Annotated in this window: 6 protein-coding genes; 2 read left to right on the top strand and 4 right to left on the bottom strand. The window is 67.4% G+C overall.

The window, feature by feature from the left end; translation table 11 throughout:
• Positions 1–113 precede the first annotated feature (113 nt).
• Entirely contained in the window at positions 114–7,949 is a 7,836-nt protein-coding gene (locus ACFFRH_RS32190; protein ID WP_386161190.1) for an RHS repeat-associated core domain-containing protein, read from the top strand.
• A gap of 167 nt (positions 7,950–8,116) precedes the next feature.
• Positions 8,117–9,544, top strand: coding sequence for a WD40 repeat domain-containing protein (locus ACFFRH_RS32185; RefSeq protein ID WP_386161189.1), 1,428 nt, complete (start codon positions 8,117–8,119; stop codon positions 9,542–9,544).
• A 159-nt stretch (positions 9,545–9,703) separates the two neighbouring features.
• Here the strand turns inward: ACFFRH_RS32185 and cutA are convergent, their stop codons facing one another.
• The 4 genes from cutA to ACFFRH_RS32165 all read right to left on the bottom strand — a co-directional run bounded on the left by cutA (position 9,704) and on the right by ACFFRH_RS32165 (position 14,924).
• On the bottom strand, positions 9,704–12,094 hold the full coding sequence (gene cutA / locus ACFFRH_RS32180) for an aerobic carbon-monoxide dehydrogenase large subunit (protein ID WP_344748234.1): 2,391 nt from the start codon (positions 12,092–12,094) through the stop codon (positions 9,704–9,706).
• Between the two features lie 106 nt (positions 12,095–12,200).
• Positions 12,201–12,677, bottom strand: coding sequence for a (2Fe-2S)-binding protein (locus ACFFRH_RS32175; RefSeq protein WP_344748235.1), 477 nt, complete (start codon positions 12,675–12,677; stop codon positions 12,201–12,203).
• Positions 12,670–13,539 (bottom strand): FAD binding domain-containing protein, encoded by an 870-nt coding sequence (locus ACFFRH_RS32170; RefSeq protein ID WP_344748236.1) that lies wholly within the window; start codon positions 13,537–13,539, stop codon positions 12,670–12,672. The genes ACFFRH_RS32175 and ACFFRH_RS32170 overlap by 8 nt, the downstream gene beginning before the upstream one ends.
• Positions 13,536–14,924 carry a uracil-xanthine permease family protein gene (locus tag ACFFRH_RS32165; protein ID WP_344748237.1) on the bottom strand — a complete coding sequence of 463 codons (1,389 nt, stop codon included), beginning with the start codon at positions 14,922–14,924 and terminating at the stop codon, positions 13,536–13,538. The genes ACFFRH_RS32170 and ACFFRH_RS32165 overlap by 4 nt, the downstream gene beginning before the upstream one ends.
• Positions 14,925–15,151 lie beyond the last annotated feature (227 nt).

Raw genomic sequence — 15,151 nt, 5'->3', positions numbered from 1 at the left:
CCGTGACAGCGGGCAAGCTCAAGGACGGCTGGCTGATCCGCTGGCGAGTACGCACCACAACCTCCACCGCAATAGCCGGACCGTGGTCAGAATGGCAGGCGGCCACGGTCGCGGTGAGCGGGACCGCCGGCAACGGCCTGGGCGCGGTGCCGGCCACCCGCGGCACCGACTCCTGGACACTGGCCTCGGCCACACCATGGCTGTATGCCAAGGTGACCGACGCCGGCGGATCAAAGCTGGTGCTGGGCGCGGAAATCGAACACGACCCGGCCACACCCGCACAGGGCACCGGACTGATCTGGTCCGGCAAGGGCACCACCTCCTACACCTCCGGCGGCAACGCCTGGGTACAGGTACCGGCAGCGAAACTCACCGACGGCATGAAGATCCGCTGGCGAGTACGCGGCGTCACCACCGCAGGCGTCGAAGGCCAATGGTCCCCCTGGCAAAACGCCACCGTGGACCTCCACAAGCCGAGCATTGACGGCTTGGGGATGAGTCCGGCGATTCGCGGCACGACGTCGTGGACGGCAGAGTCGTTGACGCCGTGGATGTACGCCAAGGTGACCGACCCGGAAAACCGGCCCAGCAAGCTCAATGTCGAGATGGAGCACGACCCGGCCACCGGTGACGAGGGCACGGGCCTGATCTGGTCGGGCACCTCTGACAAGGAATACGCGTCCGGGACCAACGCCTGGGCGGTCGTACCGGCCGAGAAGCTGACCGACGGCTGGCACATCCGCTGGCGAGCACGGGCCACGACCACCTCCGGAGTGTCGGGCCCGTGGTCGGGTTGGGTGTACGCGACCGTGGCGGCGCTGCCGTTCGAGTCGTTCTCCCCGGCGCACAACAGCCAGGTGGACACCCTGACGCCGGTGCTGTCGGCGAATGCGCGGCCCTTCAACAAGGGCGAGGTCAAGTACTGGTTCCAGCTCTGCGCGGGCACCGCACCGAACTGGCGCTGGTGCAAGGACTCCGCGGAGACGACCGAAGAGTGGACCAAAGAAGGCACCTGGCAGGTCAACGACAAGCGGTTGAAGTGGGGTGAGACGTATTCGTGGATGGCCAAGGCGGCCACGACCTACACCACGGTGACCTCCTCGTGGCGAACCTTCACCCCCGCACCGGAGCAGGGCAACATCAACGGGCTGCTGGCCGCCGGCACGCAGGGCCGCGAGTTCAATCACACCTCGGGCAACTTCGCGCACTCCGCCACCGACGCCTCAGTGGCGGTGGTAGGACCGCCACTGTCGGTGAGCCGTACCTACAACAGCCTGGACCCGCGAACCGACGGCATGTTCGGTGCCGGGTGGACGACCCGCTGGGACATGCGGATCGAGACGGAGCCGACCGGCAGCCTGCTGGTGACCTACCCGGGCGGCGAGCAGATGCGGTTCGCGCCGACGGGCAATGGAACCTTCGCACCCCCGCAGGGAACATTCGCGACGCTGGCCGCCGAGCAAGCGGGTGGCTGGCGATTGATGGACAAGTCGGCCACTTCCTACTGGTTCGATGCTTCCGGCCTCCTCACGAAGATCACAGATCATCGGGGACGCGCGCAGGAGCTGACCCGCGGCACCGATGGCAAGCTGACCAAGGTGACCGCCACGGGCGGCCGCTCGCTGTCATTCACCTGGGCGGGGAACCACGTGACGAGCGTGTCCACCAACCCGGTGGACGGCAACCCACTGACCTGGACCTACACCTACGAGGGTGATCAGCTGGTCAAGGTGTGCCCGCCTACTTCGGCGACCGCCTGCAACGGTTACACCTACGGCGCAAGCTCGCGGTACAAGAGTGTGATCACCGATTCGCGGCCAGAGTACTACTACCGGCTGAACGAAGCAGAGACCCGTACCGGCGCCACCGTCGCGAGCGCGGCGGGCTGGAACATCACCGAGGAGCAGGCCAAGCTGAACGGGACCACCCCGGCCGACCTCGGCGCCCAGGTGCCGGGTGCGCCGGCCGGGTCGCCGGACACCGCGATGCGCTTCAAGGGAGCGACGACCTCGACCTTCGTGCAGCTGCCGCGGAACGCCGTGAGCGGCCAGGGCGGGGAACTGGCGGTCGAGGCGTGGTTCAAGACCACCGTCTCCGGCACGGTCATCGGCATGCAGAACACCGCCGACAACACGCCGTCGGCGTCCGCGCCGGTGGTGTACGTCGGCACCGACGGCAAGCTACGTGGCCAGTTCTTCACCGGCCTCTCCACCGTCGCGCAAAGCCCGATCACCTCCACCGGGGCGGTGAACGACGGAGCCTGGCACCATGTGGTGCTGTCTGCGGTGGAGACCAAGCCTGCCACCGACTCGACGCCGGCGGAGCATACCCAGACGCTCTACCTGGACGGTGTCGCGGCGGGCACGTTGGCCGGGGAGATCCAGCACGGTGACATGGTGGAGACCCGGATCGGCTCCGGCTACGGCTCCTCGGCCTGGCCGTTCACGACCGGCACGGCCGCGGTCTTCCCGTTCAACGGCGACATCGACGAGGTGGCGGTGTACGGCAAGCCGCTCGGTGTAGCAGCGGTGGCGCGGCACTTCGCGGCCGGGAAGCCGCAGCCGCAGCTGACGCGGGTGACGTTGCCGTCCGGCCGAGCCTGGGTGGTCAACACCTACAACCCCGACGGGGGCCGGTTGGCCACGCAGGTCGACGCCAACGGCGGCAAGTGGACCCTCGCGGAGCCGGTGTATGAGAAGCAGACGACGCTGTCGACGTTCATGACGGTGAAGGTGACCGACCCGCACAACGGCGTGGTCACCTATGTGGACGACGCACAGCGCGGCTACCGGCCGGTGTCGCATACCGACCAGGCCAGCGCGACCACCAAGTGGGCGTATGACGTAGGCGGGTACCCGGCCAAGGTGATCGACGCCAACGGCAACGTGGTGGAATCGGCGTTCAACGAGCGCGGGAACCTGCTGTCGAAGAAGACGTGCCGTACCGCGGACAAGTGCCACACGGAGTACTACTCCTATTTCGTCAACGTGGACAAGCCGTTCGACCCGGGCAACGACGCGAAGGTCGCCCAACGCGACGCCCGGTCAGGCTCGGCCGCGGATGAGACCTACAAGACCTCGTGGGCATACAACGCCTTCGGCGAAGAGATAAAGGTCACCACCCCGGCCACGGAGGATTTCCCGACCGGTCGCAGCACGAGCAAGATTTACACCGACGGTACCGAGCCCGCGACCGGCGGCGGCACCATGCCCGCGGGCTTGGTGAAGTCAGCCAAGGACTTCAAGGGCAACGAGACCACGTACGCGTACAGCGCCGCCGGTGACCTGGTCAGCGAGATTCTGCCGTCCGGTTTGGTGAGGAAGCACACTCACGACGCGTTCGGCCGGGTGATCGCCACGACGGAGATCTCCAAGGCGCACCCCGAGGGTGTGACCAGCACGTTCACCTACGACGGCCTGGGCAAGGCGCTGACCAGGACCGAGTTCGGGATCAAGAACGAGCTCACCGGCAAGACCCACACGCCGAAGTGGTCTGCCACCTACGACGCCGACGGCCTGCTGTTGACCGAAACCAGCGCGGATGCGACGGGTGGAGACGCGGCGCGGACTACGACCTACACCTACGACGCCTACGGACGGCAGGAGACGATCACCGGCTCCGAGGGCGCGGTCACCAGGTTCGGCTACGACCCCAAGGGCCAGAAGGTTAGTTCCACCGACCCGCGCGGCGCCACTCTGGCCTACACCTACACGCCGCGTGGCCAGCTGGCCACAACGGTGCTGAAGGGATGGACGGGCAGTCCGCTCGCCCCCCAGCAGGCCACCGACGTGGTGATGGAGTCGATCGCCTACGATCCGGCGGGCCGGGTGGCGTCCAAGACCGACGCGATGGGCCGCACCACCGCCTACACCTACTACGCCGACAACCTGCCGTTCGAGCAGATCGCCAAAGGCGCCGCGCTGAACGGCTCCGGCACCGGCCGCGACGTTGTGCTGGACTCGCGGGTCTATGACGCGGCCGGGCTCCTGACCAGGCAGACCACCGGTGGCGGCACGCTGCGCATCGACGCCGCCTACGACGCCGCCGGACGGACCACTTCGCAGGTGGCGGCCCCAGAGACACTGGCACGCAAAACCAGCTTCGCCTACGACGCAAACGGCAACGTGACCAAGATGACGCGCACTGGCGCGGCCACCAGCCGGAGCGAGGTGTCCGAGTTCGAATACGACGTACTCGACCAGCCGATCCGGCAGACCGTCCGCAACGACGGCGCCGACCTGGTCACCACGCTCACCGTGGATGATCGCGGTCTGGTGACCGCGATGACCGACCCACGTGGCAACGCCACGGGGGCCAACGCGGCCGACTTCACCACCAATGTGACCTACAACGCGGCCGGGCTGCCGGTGCTGCTGCAACTGCCCGCCGTCCAGGTGGAGCGTAACGGCGGCGCCGCCGTCAGTGACCGGCCTACTTCCAAGCTGGGCTACAACACCTTCGGCGAGCGCACCCATCAGGTCGACCCCGAAGGCCGCAACACCACGGTGACCTACGATCGGGCTGGGCGCGCTACCGCTCAGACCCTGCCTGTCTACACCCCGCCCGGCGGGCAGCCGATCACCCCGACCGCAACCTCGGAATACGATGCCGCCGGCCAGTTGATCAAGGCAACCGACCAGCGCGGTCAGACCACGACGGCCCTCTACGATGCGCTGGGTCGCAAGGTCAAGGTCACCGACCCACCCGCCAACGGAGCCGCGGCCGGGGCGTGGACATTCGGTTACAACCTGCTCGGTGAGGCGTCATGGACGGTGGACCCCACAGGAGCGCGGTCGGAGGCCACCTACGACGACCTCGGGCGGCAGATCACGCTCACCACGATCGAGCGCAGGCCGACACCCGGCATCTACGTCACCAAGCTGGAATACGACGACGCCGACAGGCTGACCAAGACCACCCGTCCCACCGGCGATGCCTCCACCCGCGCATACGACGCGGCCGGCGCGCTCATCAAGCACACCGATGCGCTCGACAACGCCACCACCTTCGGCTATGACCTGGCTGGCCGCGCCACCACGACCACCAACGCACTCAGGCTCACCTCCCAGACCCTTTACGACCTGGCCGGCCGCAAGATCGAGACCCGCGAGCTGGACGCCAACGGCACCGTGCTGCGTACCCGGAAGACGGGCTACGACCTGGCCGGTAACCCGATCAGCAACACCTCGGGGGCGGGGCACACCGTCACCCGCTCCTTCGACGCGGCCAACCGCATCACCCAGTTGGTCGAGCCGGTCTCCGAGAGCGAGCAGATCACCAGCACCTTCGGCTACGACGCGGCCAGCGCGCAGACCCGCGCGACCAACGGACGCGGCCACTCCACCTACACCACCTACAACAGCCTCGGCCTCGTGGAGACGGCGATCGAGCCGGCCACCGCGCAGCACCCGGACCCGAAGGACCGCACCTGGACCGCCACCTACGACGCGGGCGGCAACCCCACCGTCACGCTGGCCCCCGGCGGAGTGCGCGTCGAGCGCACCTTCGACGAGCTCAACCGGCTCACCAAGCAGACCGGGACGGGCGCCGAGGCCGAGACCGAGGCCAAGACGTTCGGCTACGACCAGGCCGGACGCCTGATCACCGCGAACGATCTGACCTTCAGCCTCGACGACCGCGGCCAGTTGCTCAAATCCAGCAGCGCCGTCGCCGGTGACCTCAACGTCTACGCCTACGACGCCAACAACCGGCTCACGCAACGCGTCGACGGCACCGGCACCTCTACCTTCAGCTGGGACAACGGCGACCGGCTCACCCGATCGGTGGACCCGGTCTCCGGCACCACCCTTGACTACAGCTACGACAAGGCCAACCGCCTGACCGGCATGGCCTATGGCGCGGGCGGTGCCCGCCGCACCTACAGCTACGACGATTTGAACCGGCTCACCAAGGACACGCTGACCACCTCAGCCGCGGCACCGATCGCGTCCATCGAGTACGGCTACGATCCGGACGACAACATGACGTCCAAGACCACCGCCGGAACCGCTGGTGCGGGGAAGAACACCTACACCTATGATTGGGCCAACCGGCTCACCTCCTGGACGGGGCCCGGCGGGGGCAAGACCGATTACGGCTGGGATGCGGCCGGCAATCGGATCAGGGTGGGCGACAAGACCTATGACTACGACGAACGCAACAGGCTGACCGCAGGCGATGGGCGTACGTACACCTACACCGCTCGCGGGACCCTCGCCGAAGAAGGCGGCGGCATGGTCCGCATCACCAAGTTCGACGCCTTCGAGCGCATGGTCAGTGACGGCGACGTGCAGTACGACTACGACGCCCTCGACCGGGTCGAAACCCGCGTCCAAGGCGGCAAGACCCAGCGCATGACCTACGACGGCATCACCAACAATCTCGTCACCGTCGCGGACGGCGCCACCGGTACCAAGACCGCGATGTTCGGCCGGGACGCCCTTGGCCGCACCCTCGGCCTGTCGGACGGCGCCGGCGCCCAGCTCGCATTCTGTGACCTGCGCGGCGACCTCATCGGGACCTTTGCCGCCACCGGCACCTCACTGGTCGACTCGGTCGCCTACAACCCCTTCGGGGAGGTCATCACGCGCACCGGGGCGACCCACACCCTCGGATATCAGGGCGGCTACACCGACCCCAGCTCGGGCAAGGTCAACATGGCCGCCCGGTGGTACCAGCCCAACACCGGCAGCTTCGTCAGCCGCGACACCCTTACCCAGAGCCCCGACCCCTCGGTCCAGCTCAACCGCTACGCCTACGCCAACGACAACCCCCTCACCAACACCGACCCGGACGGGCACAAGGCCAAGGCGAAAGCGAAGGCGGCGAAGACAGTGAAGACGGCGGCAGCAAAGAAAGTGACATGTCCTGCAGGCTCAAAAAAGGGCAAGGGCGCCATATGTGGCGATGCGGCAGTCGAATATAACGATTGCCGTGATGCCGGCAACAAGAAGAAGCAGTGTCAGGGCATGAAGACCGACTATGTTGAATGCCGTAACGAGAAGAAGACAGGGAAAGCCCTGTGTTCTGATTATGCCAATGACTACATTGGCTGCCGTGTCGGCAGTAACGGTAATCACCCCGCGACACCGCAAGGTCACAACACCTGTTCAGGTGCCAACAAGGAAGAGCGCCGGTGCTCCCTGGAACGGGATCGCAACAGTGGATACGGCGCCAGCAACGGCGACTGTGAGATCGCTCGACAGGACTACGTCTCCTGTAGGGGCGACAAGAAGAACCGCGATGACCACAGGATATGTAGCGAATATGCCGAGTTGAACTATAAGTGCAGAAGGCATGACGCCAGCATCTGCGGCAACAACCTGGACAACATGCTTACGTGCTACGCGAGAGGGCTGTCGGAGAACGAATGCGCCTTCGGCGCCAACGCAAACTATCACTGCCGGGGCAGCGTAAAGGCCGGCGACCTTAAAAATGCGAGCGCCTGTAAAGACACATGGGACACATTCCTTGAAGAATGCGTGGGCAAAGCGGGACTGGAGAAGTCCGGCTGCACAAAGGGCAGGGATTGGCAGGATGTTTCCTACACCATCTGCGATAAGCTGGCAAATAATTACAACTGTGTCGGCTACATCAGCAGTAAGGACGCAGCCGCCATTCTGGAGAACAAAGAGAACGTGGACCTGCTTGTTTTCGCAGCTGGCATGGATCTCTGTGCGGCAGTAGTGGGCCCTGGAAACCCCTGGGTTGGCGGTGGCTGTGGAGTGGCTAAAGTCCTCGCCGATTCGGTTGCCAAGGTGATCGACGGGATCAAGAAGGATTCTGTTTCCACGGCTCTGGGCGGCAGCGCCAAGCACGGCGAGGCGGGCGGGATTCAGCTTGTCATGAACATGAGTATTTGCACTACGGTCGCATATGAAGGAGCAGTGGAAGCTTATTGCGATCCCAAAAACCCATACGCCAAGAAAACGACGTACAAGCCCCTGTGACAGCGAGGTGAACCAATACCAAGGAGAACGACCAACAGCTTCGCGGGAGAGACGACTCTCTGTGGCCCTCTCATCCTCTCGCAAGCCGTCATCACCGGTATTCTGTGGCACAGCGACATCGGCAAGCAGTGGGAGATGGGTGTACCGCCATGACCGGCCGTCTTAGCGTGAAACGCCTTGTCATCATCGGCCTGGCCGTGCTGGGTGTCATAGCGATGGTCGGCTCGTTGCTGGTCTACCTGCGGCGGGAAGCCTTCGTGAATGAGCGGACCCTTCTAGCTCGCTCTCTCGCCCTCCAGGCGAGCGAATTGAGGGATGTGGATCCATACACATCCCTCAGGCTCGGCGTGGCTGCGGTACATATCAGCCCGGACGCCACAAACCGCAGGGCATTGATTGAAAGCCTCTTGGTGCTACGGCGCGAAGATCTTTTCTCGCTGAATCCAAGGGGTGCCCGCAGTGTGGCGTTGAGCCAGGACGGCCACGTGGCGCTCATCAAAGACGCAGACGAGATCGGCGTCTGGGACCTGAGCGGAGTGCTCGAACCGAATATGGAAGGTGCGGTCGAAAAGCAAGCCAAATTGGACGGTGATTACGAAGATGTGGACGCCCTCGCACTCTCCGCCGACGGTCGGACCGCGTTGGTCGGCCAAGATGACGGCACCGCGGTGCTATGGGATCTGAACAACCTCGCAAAGCCCACTCGCTTAGGAGCTGTCGACGCGAGTGCTGAAAATGAGGCCGATCGCCGGATAGGGGCGCTCGCATTGTCACGTGACGGTCGCACGGCGTGCATCGGTGACCTCGACGGCAATTTTTCCATCTGGTCCCTCGGTGTAAAAAAGAAACCGATCAGGCGCTCGCATGTTCGGCCACCGAGTGGCCGTGTCAGCAGCATTTCCCTTGACGCCGATGCCCGCCTTGCCGCTATCCTGACAAAGGATAAGGACGTGGCCATCTGGGATCTCGGCCGCCACGACAACCCAATCCAACGCAGCAGGCTGGCTCTGCCGTTCAAGACTGCAGAGCCGATATATCTTACCGCAGACGGAGGCGAAATCCTCGTCGGGAGCTCACACCGGGCGGATATATGGTCGCTGGCAGACCCTGCCAAGCCGATTCACACTGCCACTCTGGATATGCCCAACAAGGATCTTTACGGTATCGCCCTCTCCGACTCCGGGAAGATCGCACTTTTTGCGGGAGACGGCGGCAGTGTGCCGCTCTGGGATCTGTCGATTCAATCTCGGCCGGCAAACGTCTCCTCCCTGAAGAATTACTCCCAAGAAGTCAGCCGCATCGCCGTCAGTGCCAACGGAGAGGTGGCGCTGACCGCTGGCCCCGACCGTGGAGTGACGATGTGGGACCTGAGGGACATGCCGGAGATACTGGAGGATCCCGTGGATGTCGCTTGTAATGCTCCAGACAGTCTGAAGATTACTCGCGAAGAGTGGGCTCGATACGCCGGCGACGCTGATTGGACGCGATACGGTGGCGGCCTCTTGGGTGAAGACACCTTGGCAGCGTGCTCGATCGACTGGGCGCTGGGCCTGAACCCACGGCGTGAATCTCAGAGCAAAGTCGGAAAAGCATGAAAGGCGCCCTCTGAGCTGGGAGGATGGGCCTTCGCCACGCTGCCGTCGGACCATTCGAAAGGACACCTCGCACTGAGGCTTTTCCAGCCCGAGCGACGGGCTCTCCTTGGTGCATGGGCCGGGAAGGTGCGCCCCTGGGGGCCCTGATAACGCCAAGGGTCAGCCCGTGGCCGCCCGCCGCAGGTCGAACAGGTCCGACGGGGAGATCGGCATCTTGTCGATCCGGATCCCCTCCGCGTCCTCGATCGCCGAGGCGATCACCGCCGAGACCGGGATCACCCCCGCCTCCCCCGCGCCCTTGATGCCCAGGGGATTCAGCGGGGACGGGGTCTCCAGGTGGGCGGTCTCGATGAGGGGCACCTCGGTGGCGTACGGCATCAGGAAGTCCATGAACGAGGCGTTCAGCAGCTGGCCGTGACCGTCGTAGACCATCTTCTCGTACAGGGCCCCGCCGACGCCCTGGGCGACCCCGCCGTGGATCTGGCCCTCGACGATCATCGGGTTGATCAGTTTGCCGCAGTCGTGGACGACGGCGTAGCGCAGGATGCGGATCTCGGCGGTGAGCGGGTCGGTCTCGACGACGGCCGCGTGCATGCCGGAGGCGAAGGTCGAGCGGATCGGCGAGTAGTAGTCGCGTCCCTCCAGTCCCGGCTCCTCCCCCTCGGCCACCGGCGGCCGGTCGTAGGACGCGGCGCCCGCGAACTGGGTGGCCCTCGCGGCCTCCTCGTCGAAGGCGTAGCGCAGCGGGTTGGACAGCACCGCCACGGTCGCCAGCGGGATCGAGGCGCCGGGAATGCCCGCCACCCGCACCTCGCCGTCGACGATCTCCAGGTCGCGGGGGTCGGCCTCCAGCGCGTCGGCGGCGATCCGCAGCGCCTTCTCCCGCACCTTCCTGCAGGCGAGCGCGATCGCGTTGCCGCTCATCACCGCGGCGCGCGAGGCGAACGTGCCGACCGCGTAGCCGAACCTGCGGGTGTCGCCGGTGACGACCGAGACCCGTTCCATCGGCACGCCCAGCTCGGACGCGGCGATCTGCGCGAACACCGTCTCGTGGCCCTGGCCCTGCGAGGTGAGGCCGGTGGAGACGTGCACCCGGCCGTCGGAGGTGATCTGGACGTGCCCGCCCTCGTACGGGCCGACGCCGGTGCCCTCGACGTAGCAGCCGACGCCGATCCCGATCGTGCGGCCCTCCTCGGCCGCGCGGGCCTTGCGCGCCGGGAAGTCGTCCCAGCCGATCAGCTCCTTGAGCATCCGCAGCGACTCGGGGTAGTCGCCGCTGTCGTAGATGAGCGGGCGGCCGTCCTGGAAGATCAGGCCCTGGTCGTAGGGGAACTCGTCGGGCTGGATGAAGTTGATCGCGCGCACCGCCGTGCGGTCGGCCCCGAGATATTCGGCGATGTGGTCCATCGTCCGTTCCATGCAGAAGACCCCCTGGGGGCGGCCCGCGCCCCGGTACGGGGTGACCTGCACGGTGTTGGTGTAGATCGAGGAGAACTCGACCCGGTAGGCGCCGATCCGGTAGGGGCCGAGCAGCTGGGTGGAGGTGATGATCGGCACGATGATCCCGTACGGCGTGTAGGCGCCGTGGTCGTGCAGGATCTCGACGTCCAGGCCGAGCACCCGGCCCTCGTCGTCGAAGCCGACCCGGACCGACTGCACCTGGGCCCGCTCGTGCGCGGAGGAGACGAAGTGCTCGCGCCGGTCCTCGGTCCACTTGACCTCGTGGCCGAGCGTCATCGCCGCCCACGGGACGAGGATCTCCTCCGGCCACGGGTGGACGATCTTCACGCCGAAGCCGCCTCCCACGTCGGGGGCGATCACCTCGACCTTCGGCAGCGGCAGGCCGAGCTTGGCCGCGATGGCCATCCGGACGCTGGTGGAGGTCTGGGTGCTGGAGTGGACGCGCAGGGAGCGGTCGTCGGCGTCCCAGCGGGCGTGCACGCCGCGTCCCTCCAGCGGCATGGACGCGCTGCGCTCGATGTCGAGCCGGAACGACAGCGTGTGCGGCGCGGCGTCGATCGCCTCTCGCGCGCCGAGCCCGTCGGCCGAGGGCACCTCCTGGACGAGGTGCGCGCCGACGTTGCCGGGCACGCCCTCGTGGACGAGCTGGGCCGACTGCGCGGCCTCCTCCACGCCGACCACCGGCTTGAGGATCTCGTAGTCGACCCGGATGAGCGCGCAGGCGTCCTCGGCGAGGTAGCGGTCGCGGGCGACGACCATCACCACGGGCTCGCCGACGTGCCTGACGATCTCGCGGGCCAGCGGGTACGCGGTGCGGCCGTGGGTGAGCGCCGGGTGCGGGATGAGCAGCGGCAGCGGCTGGGCGAGCGCGCCGGGCAGGTCCTCCCAGGTGTAGATCGCCACCAGCCCGTCCACCTCGATGGCGGCCGAGACGTCGATGTCGCGGATCCTGGCGTGGGCGTGCGGGGAGCGGACGAACGCCGCCTCCAGCGACCCGGATCCCAGGTCGTCGAGGTAGAGGCCCTTCCCGGTCAGCAGCCGGGGGTCCTCGCGCCGGACGACCGGCTCGCCGAACAGTTTCGTGGTCATGATCGCCTCACCTGACGTCCCGCCGGGACGTGCCCGCCGCCTCGGCCGCCCGGGAGCCCCCTGAGCCCGCGCGGGAATCCCCCGCGCCCGCCCATGAGGTGCCCGCTCACGGCTCCTCCGCCATGATCTCGGCCGCGCGGTGGACGGACTTGACGATGTTCTGGTAGCCCGTGCACCGGCACAGGTTGCCGGAGATGCCCTCCAGCACCTCCTCGTCGGTCGGCGCCGGGTTGTCGCGCAGCAGCGCGGTCACCGTGCACAGGAAACCCGGGGTGCAGAAGCCGCACTGCAGGCCGTGGCACTCGGCGAAGGCCCGCTGGACCGGCGAGAGCGTGCCGTCCTCCTCGGCGAGCCCCTCGACGGTGGTGATGTCGCGCCCGTCCACGGTGACCGCGAACGTCAGGCAGGAGCGGACGGGCTCGCCGTCCAGCAGCACCGTGCAGCACCCGCAGACCCCGTGCTCGCACCCGACGTGCGTGCCGGTCAGCCCGAGGTCGTGCCGCAGGCAGTCGGACAGCAGCCGCCGCGCCGGGACCTCGGCCTGCCGGAGCACCCCGTTGACGGTCAGCGTGATCTCATGCATCCGCGGCCTCCCTGGCGGCGTCACGGAGTGCCTGCTCGGCGAGGACTCCGGCGAGGTGCCGCCGGTAGGCGGCGGTCGCGTGGATGTCGGTCTCGGGATCGACCCGTTCCCGTACGAGCCGGGAGGCCGAGGCCCAGTCGGCCGAGGCGGCCGGGCGGTGGCCGACGGCCTCGGTGACGTCGACGAGCAGCGGGACGAGGGCGAGGCTCACGCACGCCACCGTGGCCGAGGTGATCCTCAGGTCGTCGTCCAGCACGACCAGCGCCGCGATCCCGGCCAGGGCGTAGTCGCCGTGCCGCCGGGCGACCTCGCGGAACGCGGTGCCCGAGCGCGGGGGCGGCGCGGGGAAGAACGCGGAGACGGCCAGCTCTCCCGGGGCGACCGCCGACTCCAGCGGTCCGGTGAAGAAGTCCCCCGCGGGGACGTCCCTGACCGCGCCGGGCCGCGCCAGCCGTACCGAACCCCGCAGCAGGGTGAGGACGGCGGGCAGCTCGGCGGCGGGGTCGGCGTGGGCGAGGCTGCCGACGACGGTTCCCCGGTTGCGGATCACCGGGTGGGCCACCAGCCGGAGCGCCTGGCGCAGCAGCGGCTGGGCCGCGGCGGCCGGTTCGTGCCGTTCCACCTGGGCGTGCCTGGCCAGGGCGCCGACCCGGACGCCCTCCGGCGCGACGTCGACGAACGCCAGCTCCGGCAACCGGTTGATGTCGACCAGGTGGCCGGGGGCGGCGAGCCGCATGTTCAGCAGCGGGATCAGGCTCTGCCCCCCGGCGAGCACCTTGCCGTGCTCCCCGGCCCCGGCGAGGGCGTCGAGCGCCTCGCCGAGGGAGCGGGGGGCGTGGTATTCGAACGGGGGTGGCTTCACCCGGCGGCCTCTCGTTGCGGCTCGGACACCTTCGGACCGGCGCCGCCGCCGGTGCCGCCCCGCCCGTCGATGACCCGGAGCAGGTGGTATCCGGCCACCACCACGATGGTGCCGAGGGCGATGCCCTCCAGCGTGAAGTCCGAACTGATCATATGCTTGACCGGGCCGATGGCGAGGATGATCCCGGCCCCGATCGGGACGAGGTTGACGGGGTCCGCGAAGTCGACCCGGTTCTCGATCCAGATCTTCGCGCCGAGCAGGCCGATCATGCCGTACAGGATGACGGTGATGCCGCCGAGCACGCCGCCCGGCGTGGCCGCGACCAGCGCCCCGAACTTCGGGCACAGGCCGAACAGGATCGCGATGACGGCGGCGATGTAGTAGGCGGCCGTCGAGTAGACGCGAGTGGCGGCCATCACGCCGATGTTCTCGGCGTAGGTGGTGGTCGGGGAGCCGCCGAAGGCGCTGGCGACGACGGTGGCGGCTCCGTCGGCGGCGACCGCCCGGCCCATGTACGGGTCGACGTCGGTCCCGGTCATCTCGCCGACGGCCTTGACGTGGCCGACGTTCTCGGCGACCAGCGCGATCACGGCCGGGAGGACCAGCAGCACGGCGGAGAACTTGAAGTCGGGGAAGTGCATGCTCGGCAGGCCGATCCAGTCGGCCGACGCCACCGCGTCGAAGTTCACCCTGGGGTGCGTGTCGACCGCGCCGGTGCCCGCGTTGAAGGCGGTGATGTTCCCGAAGACCTTGTCGGCCCCCCAGGAGAGCACGAAGCCGATGATCAGGCCGAGCAGGATGCCGATCCTGCCGACGAAGCCCTTGAAGAGCACGATGATGACGAAGGTGACGGTCATCGTGATCAGGGCGATCCACTGGTCCTGCGGCCAGTAGATGTCAGCGACGACGTACGCCAGGCCGAAGCCGATCAGCATCACGACGGCGCCGGTGACGACCGGCGGGAAGACGCGGTTGATGATCTGCACACCGAGGAAGTGGATGGCCACGCCCACGAGCGCAAGGACGAGCCCGGCGACGAGGATGGCGCCGGTGACGATCGCGTCGGTGGCGGGCGTGTCACCGCCCATGAGCGCCCGGATCGCGAGCACTCCGCCCACGAACGAGGCGCTGGTCCCGAGGTAGCTGGGGATCCTCCCCTTCACGATGAGCAGGAACATGATCGTCCCGACGCCCGAGAACATGATGGCGACGTTGGGGTCGAGTCCCATCACCAGGGGGAAGACGAAGGTGGCGCCGAACATCGCGACCACGTGCTGCGCCCCGAACCCGACCATCCGCGGCCACGACAGCCGCTCGCCGGGTCTGACCACCTCTCCCGGGGCGAGTGTCCTGCCGTCGCCGTGTTTCGTCCAACCTGCAACCATCGAGCCCCACCTTTCACCGGGCCGTCGGTCGGTGACCACCCCGCGGGCTTCCCTCCGGCGAATCCCCTTACAGCTGTTGCGGGCACGTTAGGACGGAAAGCATGCCCTTACACCGTCATGATCTGCCAAATCTGAGCGGCCGACCAGTGGACACCTCGCGCACGGCCTATCTATCCGCCCGGTGAGATGGGTGAGGATCGCGTACGCCGCACCCGTGTGCCCGGCGA

This window comes from Streptosporangium vulgare (assembly GCF_042428775.1).
GTDB classification, from domain to species: Bacteria; Actinomycetota; Actinomycetes; order Streptosporangiales; family Streptosporangiaceae; genus Streptosporangium; species Streptosporangium vulgare.
Note: the sequence above shows the minus strand (reverse complement) of the source record. Positions and strands in the feature narration are given on the sequence as shown.